This window comes from Erysipelothrix aquatica, assembly GCF_009828775.2.
Lineage (GTDB): Bacteria > Bacillota_I > Bacilli_A > Erysipelotrichales > Erysipelotrichaceae > Erysipelothrix > Erysipelothrix aquatica.
In genome coordinates, this window is sequence record NZ_WTSY02000006.1 from 1 (window position 1) to 17,894 (window position 17,894).

Sequence of the window (17,894 nt, forward strand, 5' to 3'; positions counted from 1 at the left end):
ATATCTTGATGACATTGCCTTTAAAATCAACTCAATGCCTCGCAAAATGTTTGACTTTAAAACTGCTTATGAGATAGAATTTTTAAAAATGAATAGTGGTGCGGTTGAGATTTGATAAAAGAAAAAATAGAAACAGTTTCATGTTTCTATTTTTTTTTGTTACTTATGTTCACTGGAAATTTAAGAACACGTTTAGCCGTGCAATAGAGAGGCAAGTCCTTTGGGGTCGATAACTTTTGAATTTTGAAGATGTACGGCATCAATTTCGAAATATAATGTACGTACGTGAAAAATCTTAAAGTAAAGATTCTTAAACCAAATTGTATTGTGTGTGAAATAAAAACTATAGTATGTGGATAATGTACTATAGTTTTTACCTTAAAAAATAAATCATATCCTCTATAATGATATTGTAAGCGTTTACCAATTTATTGTTTATTGAGGAGAAAATATGAAGAAAAATGAAAATACACGATTTGTAAAATCGCTTTTTCGTAGTGCCTGCATTGGGCTAACAGCAACAACACTGGCCTTCACAATGTTCGCAAGCAATATGACGATTCAAGCTGCAATTACCGGAGATGGTACTGATGCAGTGAATGAAAACTATGAAAATGGGAAATCACTACAACCACTCGCACCAGCGTTTCGTTTGGAAACACTATTAAAATGGTCACCCGAAACAGACCCGGATGCAAAACTTAACCGTTCAACAGTCCCTTTAGAATCACGTCGATTCCAAGGTCAGCAAATCAATAAATTGGCAAATCCTGAGGCGAAAATTACATCAGCAGCAATATCAAACGCAAATCATGATCAATCACCTTCTACAGGAGGCGAAGATTTTAATATCTATGCATTTGATAACTGGCAATATCTTGATTCCATGATTTATTGGGCAAGTTCCGAAGAAGGGGTCATTGCAGTCCCTTCGCCAGATATTGTTGATGCGGCCCACCGAAATGGCGTTCCTGTCTATGCAACGCTTCATTTCCCATGGGGAACTGGCCATTATGATTCACTTAAAGAACTTGAAAATATGTCTGTTCAAGATGAGGAAGGTAATTACCCTGTCGCGGATAAACTCATTGAAATCGCACAATACTTTGGTTTTGATGGCTACTTCTTTAATCAAGAATCATATGGCTCTACCGAAAAAGTAGCCCAAAGTACTCACGACATGCTTGTCTATGTTCGTCAAAAATCCCGCGAAATGGGATATCCAATTAATATTGGTTGGTATGATGCAATGGCAAACAGTGGCTCAGTGTCGCACCAAGATGCAGTAAACAAATATAATGACCTTTGGTTAAGAAGAGGATCGGATAATGATTATGCAGTTGACGAGTTCTTTATGAACTTTAACTGGTCACCCTCAAAAATTCAAAGTACCCATGATTATATGCGTAATACATTGGACCGTAACCCTTATGACGCATATGCCGGTTTTGAAATTCAACAAAACAGTTATAAAACGAAAATCAATACCGATGCATTGGTTGATGATAATGGTAAAGCACTAAGTTCAATCGCACTTTATGCTCCAAACTCAACTATGGGATTCGCAGCAAGTGCTGAAGAATTTAATAAACATGAACAAATTCTTTATACGGGGCCTCAAGGCGATCCAAGCTTGGCTGATGATTCAGCAGATTGGAAAGGAATGTCTCGCTTTGTGACAGACAAGTCAGTCATTGAAGGGACATCATTTGGAACGAGCTTCAATGCAGGGCATGGTAAAAAATGGTTTGTTGATGGGGTAGAGGTTCGTGACCGTACATGGAACTACCGCTCAGCGCAAGACATTATGCCAACCTGGAGATGGTGGGTAAAAGATCAAGTTGGAACTCGCTTAGCCGTGGATTATGATTTCAACGATGCCTATAACGGTGGAAACTCACTCAAATTATCAGGAAATCTAGCAGCTGGAAGCACCAATAATGTCATGCTTTACAGTACGAAATTAGATGTTTCTCAAGATACTGAACTTGCGGTTACCCTAAAAGGTAACACAGCAGCAAAAGTAGAAGTTGGTGTTTCTTTTGATGAAAACTATGTTGATAATGATTTAACATATTTCCCAGTAACAAGTAATGAAGCATGGGGTACGCAGACAATAGATCTTGGTGCACATGCAGGCAAAACAATCTATGCGGTAAGTATCAGAGTAAGTAATGCAGATACAGAGACCCTTAATTTAAATGTTGGCCAACTAACAATTGATAGTAAAACTACGGGTAGTCTTGCTAATACTGCAAATGCGCGTGTGGATGAAACGCTTGTAAAAGATGCACGTGAAGCAAGTGCACGATTATCATGGGATGCAGTTGAAGGCACCGATGTATATGAAGTGTACCAAGTGAACAAAGATGGTAAAGAAGTCTTGTTAGGGGCGACACCAAACACAGCCTTCTACGCCGATAAGATTACGCGCACCGATGCAAATGCCAAAGCAGACGATACCACCACAATTCGTATCCGCACTCTCGATGCAAGCAACAATCGCTCAGATGGAAAAGATATCACATTTGAATGGGGTGTTTCACTGGACGGAAGTGATGAAAATAACGAAGTTGCGCCAGTAAACGTTGCCTTGAATGCACAAGTTACAGCTGTGTCATTCGAAAACGATGCAGAACCAGCATCCAAAGCATTGGATGGAACAGCAACGGGAAATAGTAAATGGGCAGCAACCAATAAAAAATCCGGATACATGGATATTAAATTAAGCGAACCACAACGTGTTTCCAGATGGCGTGTTGAACATGCTGAATATGGTGGTGAAGCAAATAACATGAATACGGTTGATTTCTCATTGCAATACAAAGATGAAAACGGTCAATGGCAAATAGCTAAAGCAATCAAAGGAAATACCAAAGCAGTCACGGATGTGTTGTTGGATACACCAATTACAGCTCAAGAATGGAAGTTAGATGTAACCAATTCGGGAACATCGCCTTGGGGCGCGATTCGTATCTATGAATGGCAAATGTTCGACGGTGGATTCACCAAAACGCCAATGGTATCACAATACCAAATTAAAGCCGATTTTGAAGGTAAAAAAGTAACGGTATCCGAAGTAGAAGCGAAAGCTACAGTTCGTTTATACGATGCAATTACTGCAACTGAGGCAGTCTTAACTGGTGTAGCGAATGATAAAGGTGTTGTGATTTTTGAAGATGTCGACTTTACTAAATTTGGTGAACGCATCTATGTTACAACCCAAAATGAAGGTATTGAAGAAAGTCTAAAAAACAGTATTCAGAACTATGTCAGCCGTAAGTCAGAAAACATGTACATCCATGCTTATGTTGGTGAAATGGGCTTAAACACAACCTTTGATGTCATTGACGCAATGGGTAAAGTTAGAAATCTCGGTGGAACATCCGACTCAGGACTTAACACACAATTACCAGTCGGGACATATGATTTGGTCCTAACATCAATCCCAGTGGGTGTTAAATATGATGGTCTTTCTATTCCATTCACAGTCGTAGAAGGCGAAACGAACGAACTTATTATTCGCTTAAATTACTTCGACAATTATGAAGCGTTAGGTCTACGAATCTATCAAGCAGGGTCATTCAAAGAGGCAGATTACTCAGCATCATCCTTTGCTACTTTAAAAGCGGCAATCGAAACTGCGAAAGTAATTCATCAAAATCAAGCCATTGAAGATAATACTTATACCGATGCATTGAGTGCATTGAATGAAGCTATTGATGGACTTGTACCAACTGTCGATAAAGCTAAACGTGACTTGGGTGCTGCTATAAAAAATGCAGAAAAACTCAAAGAAAAAGATTATTCAAAAGCAACATATGCAAATCTTGTCGCATCAATTACAGAAGCTAAAGCAGTGATTGCTACAGAAAATGCCACACTTGAAATGATTCAAGATGCACATACTGCACTCAATAACGCAATTGATGCATTAGAAGCGAAACCAGAATTGATTGATAAAAAAGAAGTTGTCGCACTCTTGAACACAGTGGAATCATTGGATCAAGATCAATACAATGAAGCATCACAAGCACTTCTTGAAACATTAATTTATGATGCGAAAGCTATTATTGCGGATGATGAAGCAACACAAGAAACGGTTGACGCAATCATAGTCCGTTTACAAACGATTGAATCACAACTGATTAAGAAAGTAGACAAGTCACTCTTAGTATCGCTGATTGCTGCAATTGGTGATATCGATGCAACGCAATATACAGAAGCGTCCTACGAAGTGTTCAGCACGCACCTTGCAAATGCAAAGGCTGTATTAGAAAATGAAGCCGCAACTCAAGTGGAAATCAATGAAGCATATGAAGCACTTCATAAAGCCTTTACAGGCTTAGTGGACGTGAAAACACCACAAGCTGACTCGATTGCTCTTTTAAAACAGAAACTTGTTGATGCAAAAGCAATTGAGACTGATAAATATACTCAAGAGACCGTCTTAAACCTTGAAACAGCGATTGAATTTGGCGATAATGTCGTCAATAACTTGCCAGTGGTTGTCGCAGACGATGCAACAATGTTCCGCTTAGCACTTCGTTCAACAAGCACACAACAAGATGTCTTAGATGCAATTGATATGTTGGATAAGGCAGTATCAGGGTTGAAAGAAAAAGATCCTATTGATCCAGTTGATCCAGTCGATCCTGTGGACCCAACCAATCCAGTTAAACCAACGACACCTGATAAGACAACGGACAAAGATAAACTTCCGGCGACAGGTGTTGCTGATAGCAATACAATGATGGTGTCATCATTAATTGTCGGTGCCGGACTTGTTACGGTACTTGTATCAAAACGTAAACGTAAAGAAACAGAATAATTATTTGAGATATATTACAAAAAAAAAGGTTCTGAGCGATTGCTTAGAACCTTTTTATATGTGGATAACTATATCTAAGTAAAACGTATTGAGATGGTGTTAGGCATCATGCGTGTTGTCACGTAGGATCATAAATAAGTAAACAAGTCCGATTGTTAAAATAATGTGACCAAGTCCAGCCATTCCAGAAATTGCAGCATTCATTCCTTTGGATAATTCGGTACCTAGAACTTGTGTGGTACCGCGTGTCAGCATCATTAAAATTGTCAGATGAAGCCCCCCATTATAGAAGCCCATAAATTTTTTGAAGTTTTTATGGCGATGAATTTTGAATGTTTTTGCAAGGACTAAAACCATCAACATCATAAACATACCCAACATTAAAATATGTGTATGTAGAATGGAAAGTTGCGTTGTTCCTGTAAATGCCATGTACTTCGTAAACTCGCGGTAGAATACACCTGCGATTAACCCTAAAGCAAGGTAAATGGTTGCTTGTCGTAAAATCTTTTTCATTTTTTCTCCTTTATACTTTCGTATATATCATGAACTAATTGATGGGTGACCAATGCGTCATCCAATGTAAAGATATCAGATTGTTTGCCGGCTTTAACGCATTCAATAAAATGGTCAACGATCTGAACAAATCCCCGTTTATTGAGCGTTGGGACCCAATCCCCGTAACGTTCAGTATATTGATGTTGGTCCGAATGAATCTGTAGCTCATTCATATCAACACAACGGTAAAATCCATTAGGTGACATTACCTCCACAACTTCACTACGGCCACCTGAATACATATTAATGGTTGCCATGCCTGTGACATGGTCGCCATGCAATTCAAGGTGTGCGTGGCTCAGGATGCCTGCCTCAGTTACACCACGGATGTGGTGAGATGTGATAGGCGTATCCATGAGATAGACCAGCGTATCAACGACGTGAATCATCATATCAAAGAGTGCAAATTTCACGTCCTGCTCGGCATGCTCTCGATGCTTCTGTACAAGAATCATATTCTTTTGTGCGACCGCTTTTTGTTGTTGATAGAGTGGTGCCATTCGACGGTTGAAACCAGTCATAAGAATACATGAGTGTGCTTGTGCAAGTGCGACAAGTTCTTTGACTTCGAGTATGTCCTCACTGATTGGTTTGTCGACATAAACATGGATACCGTGGTTAAGAAATTTGCGAATCAGATCTGCATGAGTTTGTGTCGGAGTGTGAATAAAAACTGCTTGAATTCCACTCGCTATCATCGTATCAATATCTGTATGTGTGTTGCTAAAGTTATACTGGCGGGATAAAGCATTGAGCTTTTCTTGGCTCCGTGAATAGAGATGCCATTCGACATCTTGGTTACGTGCAGCATAGACAGGGATATAGGCTTTTTGTGCTATATTTCCAATCCCGAGGACCCCTACTTTTATCATAAAATAATCTCCTTGTGTGGTAATCATAGCATATTCGCAAAAATAGGTTAAATTATGTAATTAAAACTTAAATAAATGTATCAAGCGTGGTATGATAATCGTGCATACGCCCGTGGCGCAACGGATAGCGCGTTTGATTCCGGTTCAAAAGGCTGCAGGTTCGATCCCTGTCGGGCGTGCCAAAATAAAATTCAAAGACCTCAGGTCTTTTTTTTTTGTAAAAAGAATCTATAAATTATGCTATACAAGTTGTTTATAAAATGAAACTTTGTTAATTAATTATCATTATAATAGAGAAGTGGTATAATTAAGATAATCATCAGGAGGGGGAAATTTTTGATGAATAGAAAAATTAGACTTTTAGTATGTTCATTGATTCTGGTCTTATCCTTTGGGATAATGCCAATAGCAGCTGAGTATGATCCTTTTGAAGGACAAATTAATGTGAAAGAACACTTAGTTAATCTCATTTATGAAGATGGAGAAGTTGCAGGGATTAAAATGACGGCACCGTCAGTTGGACAGTGGTCAACTTTTTTATCAGAAGAGAATCAGAATTGGAGCGCGCATAGCGATGACCAATTAGTGAACGAAGTGACCGGCGGGAACTTTTTTCGTGTAGCACCATATACGTATTATGGTAGTTCAATTTGGTACACAGACGGGTCAAAGGAAATATCATATGAAAGAGAGTTTACCTATGATCAACTCCACCAAAAAGAGATTGATTCTGGAAAACGTATCGATCAAGTTCAAACCTATTTTGGACCAAAATCTAAACTAACACTGAATATTTATCTTGTTGGCCTAGATGGTGAAGATACGCTACTTACTTCAGATGTTTCTTACGGTATGTTTGATACAGAATACATGCAGGAATTTAAAGTAACTGGTGAAGCCTATGATATAGAGGATTTTATGTCGATGTTTATTCCAGTTACCCCAAATGTCAGTTTGGTGTATGACTATTTGGAAGAGGACCAAGTTGTTGATATTCGAATTCGATTGCCACGTGTAACCCTTAAGTTCGTAGATGAAAAAGGTAACAAAATTCGAAATGATGAAATGAAGGAAATAATGGTGGACGAAGCCTTTACTTTTACAGCACCAACAATTGATGGATATACGATTGTTTCTTCCAAAGATATTGAAGAAGTGTATACTGCGGTCGATAAGGAATTCATATTTATCTATAAACAAGATGCTATTGATCCCGTAGAACCAGTGAAGCCTGTTGAGCCTACAAAACCAACCGAAGTTGTTAAATCATCAGAGCCAACCCCAACAGTCGAAACACTACCAAATACGGGTAGGGATAATAATTTAGTCAATGTTGGTATTCTCTTGGTTGCTGTTGGATTTGCGGTACTGTATTTTAGAAAGAAAAGTATTAATAATAATTAGTTTATAAGGACTCTCTAACGAGAGTTTTTATTTTGTCATGAACCGATTCATGCTATTATAAAAATAAGAAAGCAGGGAAAGCTTATGGGGCAAGATGTTCAAAAAATAGAAAATAATGCATTACTGGGGATATTAGTAGGTGTGGTCATCATGTCATTACCGATTACAAACTCTACAATTGTGTTGGTAGGAGCTTTGGGATTGTTACTGTATTCATTGTACATGCTTAAGAAAACACCTTTATGGAATCGATACTTCAAAATGGCACTGAATCTTTTGGTTGTCTTAATTGCATATACAACACTGGGGATGCTTGGTCTTATGTATATAGTTGCCATTATTCGTCCGGAAATTATCGCAGTTATTTATGCAATTGTAGGGTTGATCATTTCATTTGCGATGTTTTACTACATTTATCTTGCGGGGGATTATGACTTTGTCGTACAGACAAAACAAACGGTTGCGATTATCCTCAGTATCATTATCGCAATTAATTTGCTAAGCACTTTGAGAATTGGTTTTGGAGGATCATTACTCGCAATGCTGTCACAAATTGTATTTAAAATCTTTGTAATCCTCAGTATTTATAAGTTATATCAGAAAAATCACGGATAGAAACCACACGTTGCGTTACAAAAAACAGAAAATTGTCTATGCTTTAGATAGAAAGAGGTGGCACATATGTTACTGAACGAATATCTAAAATACTACCGTGAAGTGAACGGGTATACGCAAGAAGCACTCGCCGAGAAATTGATGATTTCGCGCCAAGCAATTTCAAAATGGGAGCGTGGGGAATCCATGCCAGATATTGAAAACATTATCATGCTCAGTGATTTGTATGATATTTCAATTGATCAACTTTTACGGGGATCTAAACATTTAAAGAAACCTTATCAGATTGGTGAACGTAATTTGGTCCGGAATACAGTTATCGGATTTGTATTCGCACTCTTTTTCGGTGCGACGATGACGATACGTCCATACATTTGGACATTCTTCATCTTCTGTGGTTTCTTTATGTTTTTGACATTAATCATGGTGAAGGAAGGTCGGATTATTATTGGTAAACGTGATATTACTGCCGTTCATTATCAATCGTGGTGGGAACGTCTCATCGCTATCTTTAAGCCTCAGCAATTCAAGAAGACGTATGGATTTGATGATATTGATATTTTTAAAATTAACTATACGTCTCGACCTCGAATCGGAATCGGTGATTGGGGACCTGATAGTTTCAATATTTCGCTATTGGCAAACGATGGTGCGGTGTATACACACGAAGTTACTGCAACGCTCTCTAAGGACCTTCCAATCCTGTGCGATTACCTTGGAAAAAAAGGCGTAGCGATTGAGGATGATGACGACATTATACCGATGATTGTTACTGGGAAAAGCATCTATGATGAACAACAAAAAAAATACCGCTCATAGAGTGGTATTTTTGCGTTTTAACTATAAATTGATAGAGTCACCAGCGTTATGCGCAAGGGCTTTTTCGTAAATACGACGTGCATTCACGACATCCATGACTGCAGAACCTGTTGACTTAAAGACAGTGATTTGTGCTGGATCGGTACGGCCAGTAACTTTGCCATTGACGATATCACCCAATTCACCTGTAATAATTTTGTTGGTGAACAAGCCGTCTGAAATTGGTTTGATGAAGTCACCTGCTTCGTTTAAAACGCCATCAAAGGTATCAACATAGACCCCATCGGCATTTAGAATTGCTTCAGCAGGAATTTCTTGCATTTCAGGAGTGTACGAACCAATGCCGTTTACGTGTGCGCCTGCTTTGAGCCATGAGGCATCAAAGAGTGGGCGGCGTGTTGTTGTGACACACGTAATAATATCTGATTGACGAACTGCATCTTCTGCTGATGCAGCAGCTTCGGCTTTGACGTGATGCTTTTCAGCAATGTGGGCCGCAAACGCTTCACGACGGGCTTCATCAAGATCACAGACATAAACCTGTTCGATATCACGAACAGCAAGAACTGCATCAACTTGACTCTCAGCCTGACCACCAGCCCCAAAAATGGTAAAGACTTTACTGTCTTGACGAGCTAATAAATCGGTTGCGGCACCCGCAACGGCACCCGTACGTACTTGTGTTAAATACGTACCATCCAATAGAGCGATAACTTGACCTGTTTCATCATCAATTAAAACCATTGTTGAAGGAACACTTGGGATACCCTTCGCAATATTATTAGGATAAACAGAGACAATTTTTACACCCAATGCATGCGCATCGGCAGCATAACCAGGCATATACAAGCTTTGACCTTCGAATGCAGCGACATCAATGTTAGTCCGTAATGGAATGATGGACCCATTGCGTGAGTAAATGGCAAGTGCATCTTTATTTGCTTGAATTGCATCAAGCATCGTATAAACTTCATCAATAATTGCTTTATTAATTACTTTGATTTCCATGTGTTAAGCCCCCTTACGAACTGATAAAATCATTTGTGTAGCACTGAATAGAACGACTGCAACTACGACCCATTGGAGTAGAGCAACATCTAAGCTTTGAACCACAAAGACAGCAACTAAAACCCCAAGTGAACCAAAGATAGCAGCAAACAGTGTAATTTTACGTGAATAACTGTCAAGTTTGATAAATTGCATTGAACCAATAGGAACTGAGAATGTGCATGCACCCATCATGATTGGGAAAGCAACTAATGGACTCATTCCTAAAGCATAAACAGTTGCAGAGGTAAGGGCATAAGATCCGATACCAATATTATTGACAGCACCATAGACAAATGAAAGAACCCCTAATAAAACAAGTTTAAAACCTGAAAGGCCTGTTGCAGTTCCTCCAGCAGGATAAAGTCCAACTTTACCTGCTACAATCAATCCACCGGCAATAATAAGTCCTGTTGCAACAAATTTTTTGATTGTGTTAACGGGTAATTTAACGACATAACGTGGTGAGATATAGGCACCAAGTACTTGTGCAAAAATAGCAACAAGCAATGTTGTTAAGTCAACTTCAATAACAGAAATGTAGGATAAAGCCATGACAGCAACTGGAATAACACATTGTGTATTAAGCGTTCCAGGAAGTTTTTCATCACTTACCCATTTTGATTTCGGATAAATTGCTGCACCAATGGCAAAGTCAGAAATCCCAAATGTAGATAATAAGAACATAAAGAATTCGGTAATCGCCATGACGATGGGATTTCCCGGTTCCTTCATGACCGAATCTTTATTCTTTGCTAAGTCACGTACTAATGTAATCGCAAAAATTCCGTTCACGACTGCGATTAGTACTAAAATTGTTGTTACGATATTCATAATTTCCTCCTATTGGAGTGTGTAAATATCACGAAGTTTCGCAATCTTAGGACCGTATAGTGTGTGTGCGAGTTCACCCATATCATCAATCAGTCTTAAGCAGAAAACATCATGTTTCACATATTCAGTAGAGAACCAAATCATACTCTTATTGGTGGTATGAATTGCGGTTGCTTGCTGAATATTAGGAATGGTAACATATATCATTTCCGAAGCATCTTTAACACACGTTAACCACCGCGCATTATTCTCATCCAAGAGATTGTCTTCGAAACCGTGTTTGTAGACATTTTTAACATCAGTTTGATACGATTGCGTTTCGTCATATAAAATAACCGCAATTTTAATCGTGCCTTCAGCTGCGAGAATCGCTTGCTCAATACGAGGCATTAATTCGGGTTGCCAAATTTGAATTAATAACTCGTGCTCAGCAGTGCGAATCATTTCCTCAACACGCAGCAGAATGTTATCGTATCCTGATAAATGCCAAATCTGATCGTCGTCTCCAGTTTCACTTATTTTGCTGGTCTCTTTTCGTAACGCTTGAAGGTTGCGTTGGAGGTCCAAGGTTGCCATATCTTCAAGGCGGGATACCGGTTCTGCTTTGTAAATGACATTTTTGCCATTATGAGAACTTGTTAGAATGCCACGTTGTAAAAGCCGTTCGAGTAGGACGTAGATTTTACTGCGAGGAACACCGCTTGATTTGCTAATTTCATAGCCATTTTGCGGTCCGGTCTTCAACAATGAGATATAGATCTTTGCTTCATTTTCTGTGAAACCAAGAGAATTCAAGACTGTAATCAAATTTTCCATGTTCGACTCCTTCAATAACAAATCGATATTTGTCATCTCCACTTCTAGAATATCGTGGAATTTGAGAAAAAGAAGTCCGATTTTCACAGATTTAGAAGAAAATGATGGAAAAAATATATAATAGTTACTCAGGGTAACCACGCTTGATAAATTAGTGATACATTTCACATTGTTTTATAAAGTTGCTATTGAAAATGAATCGTACTATGATTATTTCACGAACTGGGAGGGACTATGGATAAATATTTTAAGGCACGCGGTGCATCAATGGGACTGGTGGTTCGACACCACCAAAAAGATATAGAAATTTTGTTGCAAAAAAGAATAAATACAGGATTTATGGATGATCATTGGGATTTTGCAGCAGCAGGGCATATTGAAGCGCACGAATCCGCAACGATGTGCATGCGTCGTGAATTCATGGAAGAAATCGGAATCGATGTTTTAGAGCAAGACATGAAATTTGTCCACCTCACGCATCTATACGATCAAGACCATGATAATACGTATTTCAATTGCTACTTTTGGGTCGAAACGTTCTCAAAGATACCACAGATTAAAGAACCCCATAAGATAGCGGAACTCAAATGGTTTAAAATCAACGAATTACCAGAGCGTATGATTCCAGCACGCTATGATGTCCTTCAAGCGATACTCACAAACTCTTGCTATTCGGAGCAAGGCTTTCATAAATGAAATTTTAACGAGGAATTGTGAAGAAAATTGAAAAAAAGTGAAATAAAGGTATACTGTACATAGATATAAACAAGAATGATAAGAATAGGTGATGATTATGACCCCTCGTATTTTCTTTATTGGTAATACAGAATCCGGTAAGGGGATTCCCACGATCAATGATGCTTCATACGCCCACCTCAACATCGTTTCGAAAGAATCTATACAACAAGATCCCGATGCCTTGATGGAGCGCATTAAAACTACAGACTTTGATGTCCTAGCGGCAATGGGTGGAGATGGAACAATCAGTGCGGCATTTACCATGGCAGCAGCGTTAAATTTAAAACAACCAATTCTGATGCTTCCAAGTGGAACGACGAACGATATTGCAAAGAACTATTATGAAACCGTCAATATTGAAGAAATACTAACAACAACTGACTTTACAAAGACAATCACTACAGATTTAGGTATTGTTAATGATAAAGTATTTTCGTATGCACTAACTTTTGGTTATTTATCGAATGTGCCGTATACGACAGACCAGAAACTCAAAAATAAATTTGGCTACTTTGCCTATATGTTGCGAGGTTTTTGGGAAATCTGGAAATTAAAGAAATACCGTCTTGATGTTACTGTGGATGATGAAATTGTAAAAGGGAAATTCAGTTTTGTATCCATTACCAATACAAAAAAGATGGCAAACTTCGTCCGCTTTCCTGATTCAACAGATTTAGCGGATGGCTTGTTTGAAGTGATGCTGGTTCGGACACCCAAAACACCAGTTCAGCTCGTAAAAGCACTTCATCAAATCAATACGCAGAGTTTTGAAGATGATAGTATCATTTTTAGACGTGCAAAAAAAGTTACAATCAACAGTGAATCAACGGTCGAATACGGCCTTGATGGCGAGTTTGGAGGCAAGACCAAGCAAATTCAGTTCAATGTAGAACCGGAACCTATTATGCTTGTTGGCCCCTTGAAATGAGGAAATTAGATGTTAAAAAATAAAAATTGGAAACGATGGTTGGCCTATAGTCTGACAATCATCGTAACAGGAATCATTATTAGTGTGGTCTTTCAGTTGGTGACTACAGCAAGTTTATTTAAGTTTGATTATGATCTCGTTTTTGAATCAATTGCCTATTCAACACCAGCATATGTGTTTAGTACAGTAATTTTGTTTATCGTATTTATACTGCTAGTCCTTATTTTTAATAATATTCTTTTTGTAAGTATTGGATATTTAACGGTAACCGCTATTGTTGCAGTCCTAAACTATATAAAGTTGAACGTATTAGTTGAACCTATTTATCCAGCTGATGTGAGTTATCTTCGCAATACCAAAGACTTACTCTCAATGATAACGTCGCGTCAACTGAAGATGATTCTCATCAGCGTCGTGGTTCTCGTGCTACTTGTAGCTGTCATGGTAATTTTGAACCGCAAATTGGGAATTTTCAAGCCGGTCTACAATAAACATATTCGTGTAGCGACTTTAATCTCAGGACTTGTGATATTAATGTTGGGCTCTTCATATATGATGTCTTACAACAAGCACGACTCTTGGTTTCGAAGTTATGCTGTGAACAATAATTTCTTTCCGGAGTATTCAATTTGGAATCAAATCGATAATTATCAATACTATGGTTTTCTAAATGGATTTGTTGTCAATATTCCAGGTGACAATATGTATCAACCCGATTCGTACTCAAAAGAAACGGTTGATAAAATTATGGCCCATTATACAAAAGATGCGGATGCCATCAATGCAACTCGCAGTCGTGAAAATTTTGAAGATATCAATGTTATCACCATTCTGAGTGAATCGATGAGTGATCCGAGCAATTTGGATGGCTTTATACTCGCAGAGGAACCGCTTGAATACTTGAAAGATTCCTCGGACAAAGTAGCAGTGGGATCAATCATTTCACCAACCTATGGTGGTCAGACACCGAATACCGAGTATGAACTCATAACAGGGATGAGCTATGGATCACTAAGTCCAGCTGTAGCGACAGCATTCCAGTCATTTACATCAACCAATGATCAACTACCTTCAATTTTCAAATCGATTCAATCAGACGGTCAACGCGATACACTTGCAATCCATAGTTATGGATCGCAGTTCTTCAAACGGGTCCCTACCTATCGAAACTTTGGGATTGATACAAGTATCTTTGAAAATGATATGCAGCATAAAGGGTTGCTCGTTATGTATGGCTATATCTCAGACGAGTCTGCCTACAATGAAGTTCTTGACCATTATCGAACCAATGAAAATCCAATGTCAATTCACTTAGTCACGATGCAAAATCATGCACCATACCCTAACGATTTCCCAGATAGTGTTTATGATGTTGAGAGTGAACTATTATCAGATGGCTATAAAACAGTCGTCAAAAATTATAGTGAAGGAATTCATCGAACAGATGGTTATACGAAAGAATTTGTAACGGCTTTGAATGAAGAAGAAAAACCGTATATACTCTTTTTCTATGGGGATCATCTTCCAGGCATTTATAATAGTATCTTAAACGTTAATGCACCTATCAAAAAATATCAAACCAACTACTTTATGGCGACCAACCTTCCTGATGCAAGTCTGGAAGCTTACAACACGGACCTGATTTCTTTGACAAATGCACAGAATTTAATTTATGCAGTTGGGGATGTCAAAATAAGTCCATACCAAGCTTTGGTTCAAGAAGTTAACGAAACGTTCATCAGTATTCATAGTACGGGTTATTACTTGTATGGTGATACGAGTCCTCGAAGCTATGACCAATTAACGCCATATCAACAAAAACTACTGACAGCGTATGAAGTTATTCAGTATGATTTAATTGATGGTTCAGGTTACGCGTTACCCTATCTCAATCAATAAAAAAATGTCTGATTAAAAGTCAGACATTTTTTCTTGGCTTAATTGATAAACACGCTCTGCTAACGCACGATAATGGGGTGAAATGGCAGTATTTTCGATTGGAATATCAAGTGTTTGGTGTTGCTTAACGGCAGCTTTTAATGCGTTCACATCATCGTGAAAGTGCTGTTGAGTAACGGCTTCAAATTCACGCGCATGGTACTTTGATTGACGGTAAAACTGCTGAAGTGTTGAGTCAGTGATGGCTTCAGGATTATCGTCAAAATACTCATCGTAGATAACATCATAGATTGTCTGATCTTGCTTATTGTAGATAACAGCAAGTCGGGCATACAGCCCATCGCCAATAGCTTCCGTGATACCAATATAGTATAGATTTGATGGTTTCTCGACACGCGGTGCAATTTTCTTTGCAACCGGTTCAAACCCACCGCGAAGACTGGTTGATGAACCTGCAGGTGCATTGAACTCACCTACAAGACTGTTTTGTGTCATCATTTGGTACTCAAGAAATGTCATCGCGTTGACAATCGTAACAAGCGTCGTATCGGTACGACCATTATCCATTTGCCAATTGGCATAGCCAGAGGTACGTTTTGTGCGGTTAGCCCATTCAGGGGCATAGTAGTTTTGTGGTGAGATTTCATCAAATTCAACAAGCTGTAAAGCATTGTTTTCGGCGACAACCGTTACCGTTGCAATATAGCCACCATTGAAGTCGAGAGCATCAAAATAGTATTCCCCTGTAACAACCCCAATTTCAGGGCGTCCTGACCACATCATACGTTGCCATTTTTCATCGCCACGATATGCAATCCCCTCATGTTTTCCATTCGTCGCTCCAGATACAACATCAAATGTATAATCATGATTGTTGCGCGTCATCGTATTGGTAGCTGTTTGAGGGTCTTTCGGCGTGGTAACACTACACCCAGTAATAAACACTAGACATAGATTTAGTATCATAAATTTTTTGAACATAGGAATTCCTTTCGTTGCTTCGCACGTTCATACTAAAAAAGAAAGTGATTAAGCGGTAGCTATTTGTATTTAGTTTACGGTATTAAATCATTTCAAGACAAGTAATGTAATCGCTACAGGTGGCATTAAATAGCGATTTAGACACTTTGGACAATTTGTCACTTAGACATTAGCTACTTAAATCAGTGGATTTATACCTTGTTTCACGCAAACTGTTTCTGTAAAATAACTCCATCTACAGGGAAAAAACGAAATTAAGGAGTATTTATAATGCAAAAGAAACTTGGATTTACAAGCATCGTATTGCTTGGTATTAATTCGATTATTGGTTCTGGTGTCTTTTTCTTTCCACATATAACAAGTAAAGAAATTGGTCTTGGAAGTCTTTGGACGTTATTGTTTATAGCGATGGTAGTGATGTCATTGGCAGCATGCTTTGCTGAGGCGGCCGGTATTTATTCACAAAATGGCGGACCCTATGTTTATGTTCGTGATGCATTTGGAGAATTTCCGGGTTTTGTTGTCGGATTTAGTAAGTTAGTGGTTCAAATAATTACATGGGCGTCAACAGCGTGCGCGCTGAAAGTTGCTTTGGGCGTAATTTGGAGCCCAGCCCGAACGGGAACAGGAGGCGCAATAATTGTAGTTGGTACTCTCGTTGGATTGGGGATCGTAAATTATCTGGGTGTTAATTTTACGAAAGTTCTCAATAATGTTGTGACTGTTTCAAAAATCATTCCGATTCTGATATTTATCGTCTTAGGTGTTTTCTTTGTCAAAGGATCACACTTCGAACTTGTCATGACTGATTCGGCATTCAAGTGGAGTAAATTTGGAGCCATTAGCTTGATGTGGTTCTATGCATTTCAAGGATTTGAATCACTCGCAATTGCGTCTGAGGATATGGAAAATCCAAAACAAAATCTACCACGTGCGATTATGATTGTTATGTCTGTCATTACCGTATTCTATATTGGGGTCCATGTTTTATCAATCGGAGTTTTGGGCAACGATTTAAAGACGGAAACTATGCCTATTCAAGCTGCACTATTCCGTATGATCGGGCCTACTGGTCTTATGATTGCTTGCACTGGTACTTTAATCTCAATTGCAGGTATTAACATTGCAAACTCATTTATTACTCCCCGCTGTATGGTAGCTCTTGCTGAGGATAAACTTTTACCGTCGTGCTTTGCGAAAGAATCACGCTTTGGTACTCCTGGTTTTGCGATTGTTGCATCAACAATTATTGCGATACCAGTCGCTTTGTCGGGAAGTTATCAAATGCTCGTAACGCTTGCGGTGGTTTCGGGATTTATCCAGTATATTTCGACAGCGATGGCGGTAATTCGACTACGAAGCACAAAAAAAGATGTCGTACGTCCTTTCCGATTACCTTTTGGAATTTTGATTCCTGCATATAGTATTGTGGCGTCAATATGGCTTCTTTTACAAGCTCCACCACTGGAACTTGTTGCTGGTCTCGCAGGACTATTTCTTGCCGTTCCATTTTATCTCGCAATGAAGTATCAACAGTCATAAAAAAAAGCAC

Annotated in this window: 14 protein-coding genes, 1 tRNA gene and 1 pseudogene; 10 read left to right on the forward strand and 6 right to left on the reverse strand. The window is 38.7% G+C overall.

Annotated elements, in window-relative coordinates:
- Both GVV20_RS02725 and GVV20_RS02730 read left to right on the forward strand, forming a co-directional pair.
- A pseudogene (locus tag GVV20_RS02725) lies at positions 1-115 on the forward strand (IS30 family transposase); the annotation flags it as partial.
- A 336-nt stretch (positions 116-451) separates the two neighbouring features.
- Entirely contained in the window at positions 452-4,831 is a 4,380-nt protein-coding gene (locus GVV20_RS02730; protein ID WP_159740890.1) for an endo-beta-N-acetylglucosaminidase, read from the forward strand.
- 99 nt (positions 4,832-4,930) lie between these two features.
- Here GVV20_RS02730 and GVV20_RS02735 read toward each other — a convergent pair whose 3' ends face one another.
- Both GVV20_RS02735 and GVV20_RS02740 read right to left on the reverse strand, forming a co-directional pair.
- Complete coding sequence (locus tag GVV20_RS02735) at positions 4,931-5,347, reverse strand: DUF2871 domain-containing protein (protein WP_159740891.1); 417 nt, start codon at positions 5,345-5,347, stop codon at positions 4,931-4,933.
- Entirely contained in the window at positions 5,344-6,261 is a 918-nt protein-coding gene (locus GVV20_RS02740; protein WP_159740892.1) for a Gfo/Idh/MocA family protein, read from the reverse strand. The genes GVV20_RS02735 and GVV20_RS02740 overlap by 4 nt, the downstream gene beginning before the upstream one ends.
- Before the next feature lie 106 nt (positions 6,262-6,367).
- Between GVV20_RS02740 and GVV20_RS02745 the strand changes: the two genes are divergently transcribed.
- From GVV20_RS02745 to GVV20_RS02760, 4 genes are all read left to right on the forward strand, one after another.
- Positions 6,368-6,443 (forward strand) — tRNA-Arg (locus GVV20_RS02745).
- A 157-nt stretch (positions 6,444-6,600) separates the two neighbouring features.
- Entirely contained in the window at positions 6,601-7,665 is a 1,065-nt protein-coding gene (locus GVV20_RS02750; protein ID WP_159740905.1) for a MucBP domain-containing protein, read from the forward strand.
- Positions 7,666-7,749: 84 nt separating this feature from the next.
- Complete coding sequence (locus GVV20_RS02755) at positions 7,750-8,280, forward strand: hypothetical protein (protein WP_159740893.1); 531 nt, start codon at positions 7,750-7,752, stop codon at positions 8,278-8,280.
- 66 nt (positions 8,281-8,346) lie between these two features.
- Positions 8,347-9,099 (forward strand): helix-turn-helix domain-containing protein, encoded by a 753-nt coding sequence (locus GVV20_RS02760; RefSeq protein WP_159740894.1) that lies wholly within the window; start codon positions 8,347-8,349, stop codon positions 9,097-9,099.
- Between the two features lie 21 nt (positions 9,100-9,120).
- Here the strand turns inward: GVV20_RS02760 and GVV20_RS02765 are convergent, their stop codons facing one another.
- From GVV20_RS02765 to GVV20_RS02775, 3 genes are read right to left on the reverse strand one after another with little or no spacing between them, the layout of a single operon-like run.
- On the reverse strand, positions 9,121-10,107 hold the full coding sequence (locus tag GVV20_RS02765) for an ornithine cyclodeaminase family protein (RefSeq protein ID WP_159740895.1): 987 nt from the start codon (positions 10,105-10,107) through the stop codon (positions 9,121-9,123).
- A gap of 3 nt (positions 10,108-10,110) precedes the next feature.
- A complete protein-coding gene (locus GVV20_RS02770; protein ID WP_159633657.1) occupies positions 10,111-10,980 on the reverse strand; it encodes a sulfite exporter TauE/SafE family protein in 870 nt (289 codons plus the stop codon).
- A 9-nt stretch (positions 10,981-10,989) separates the two neighbouring features.
- Entirely contained in the window at positions 10,990-11,796 is an 807-nt protein-coding gene (locus GVV20_RS02775) for a TrmB family transcriptional regulator (RefSeq protein WP_159649408.1), read from the reverse strand.
- 234 nt (positions 11,797-12,030) lie between these two features.
- Between GVV20_RS02775 and GVV20_RS02780 the strand changes: the two genes are divergently transcribed.
- The 3 genes from GVV20_RS02780 to GVV20_RS02790 all read left to right on the forward strand — a co-directional run bounded on the left by GVV20_RS02780 (position 12,031) and on the right by GVV20_RS02790 (position 15,361).
- A complete protein-coding gene (locus GVV20_RS02780) occupies positions 12,031-12,492 on the forward strand; it encodes an NUDIX domain-containing protein (RefSeq protein WP_159740896.1) in 462 nt (153 codons plus the stop codon).
- A 97-nt stretch (positions 12,493-12,589) separates the two neighbouring features.
- On the forward strand, positions 12,590-13,462 hold the full coding sequence (locus GVV20_RS02785; RefSeq protein WP_159740897.1) for a diacylglycerol/lipid kinase family protein: 873 nt from the start codon (positions 12,590-12,592) through the stop codon (positions 13,460-13,462).
- Positions 13,463-13,471: 9 nt separating this feature from the next.
- A complete protein-coding gene (locus GVV20_RS02790) occupies positions 13,472-15,361 on the forward strand; it encodes an LTA synthase family protein (RefSeq protein ID WP_159740898.1) in 1,890 nt (629 codons plus the stop codon).
- Positions 15,362-15,373: 12 nt separating this feature from the next.
- On the opposite strand, the gene GVV20_RS02795 is transcribed toward GVV20_RS02790, so the two are convergent.
- Positions 15,374-16,342, reverse strand: coding sequence for a hypothetical protein (locus tag GVV20_RS02795; RefSeq protein ID WP_159740899.1), 969 nt, complete (start codon positions 16,340-16,342; stop codon positions 15,374-15,376).
- Between the two features lie 270 nt (positions 16,343-16,612).
- Between GVV20_RS02795 and GVV20_RS02800 the strand changes: the two genes are divergently transcribed.
- The gene (locus tag GVV20_RS02800) at positions 16,613-17,884 is read left to right on the forward strand and encodes an APC family permease (RefSeq protein WP_159740900.1); all 1,272 of its coding nucleotides are present in this window, start codon (positions 16,613-16,615) and stop codon (positions 17,882-17,884) included.
- The last annotated feature ends 10 nt before the right edge of the window (positions 17,885-17,894 follow it).

Bases quoted from the DNA above. Each gene is read 5' to 3' on its own strand.
- GVV20_RS02730 (WP_159740890.1), top strand. From the start codon at position 452: ATGAAGAAAAATGAAAATACACGATTTGTAAAATCGCTTTTTCGTAGT.
- GVV20_RS02735 (WP_159740891.1), bottom strand. From the start codon at position 5,347: ATGAAAAAGATTTTACGACAAGCAACCATTTACCTTGCTTTAGGGTTA.
- GVV20_RS02740 (WP_159740892.1), bottom strand. From the start codon at position 6,261: ATGATAAAAGTAGGGGTCCTCGGGATTGGAAATATAGCACAAAAAGCC.
- GVV20_RS02750 (WP_159740905.1), top strand. From the start codon at position 6,601: ATGAATAGAAAAATTAGACTTTTAGTATGTTCATTGATTCTGGTCTTA.
- GVV20_RS02755 (WP_159740893.1), top strand. From the start codon at position 7,750: ATGGGGCAAGATGTTCAAAAAATAGAAAATAATGCATTACTGGGGATA.
- GVV20_RS02760 (WP_159740894.1), top strand. From the start codon at position 8,347: ATGTTACTGAACGAATATCTAAAATACTACCGTGAAGTGAACGGGTAT.
- GVV20_RS02765 (WP_159740895.1), bottom strand. From the start codon at position 10,107: ATGGAAATCAAAGTAATTAATAAAGCAATTATTGATGAAGTTTATACG.
- GVV20_RS02770 (WP_159633657.1), bottom strand. From the start codon at position 10,980: ATGAATATCGTAACAACAATTTTAGTACTAATCGCAGTCGTGAACGGA.
- GVV20_RS02775 (WP_159649408.1), bottom strand. From the start codon at position 11,796: ATGGAAAATTTGATTACAGTCTTGAATTCTCTTGGTTTCACAGAAAAT.
- GVV20_RS02780 (WP_159740896.1), top strand. From the start codon at position 12,031: ATGGATAAATATTTTAAGGCACGCGGTGCATCAATGGGACTGGTGGTT.
- GVV20_RS02785 (WP_159740897.1), top strand. From the start codon at position 12,590: ATGACCCCTCGTATTTTCTTTATTGGTAATACAGAATCCGGTAAGGGG.
- GVV20_RS02790 (WP_159740898.1), top strand. From the start codon at position 13,472: ATGTTAAAAAATAAAAATTGGAAACGATGGTTGGCCTATAGTCTGACA.
- GVV20_RS02795 (WP_159740899.1), bottom strand. From the start codon at position 16,342: ATGTTCAAAAAATTTATGATACTAAATCTATGTCTAGTGTTTATTACT.
- GVV20_RS02800 (WP_159740900.1), top strand. From the start codon at position 16,613: ATGCAAAAGAAACTTGGATTTACAAGCATCGTATTGCTTGGTATTAAT.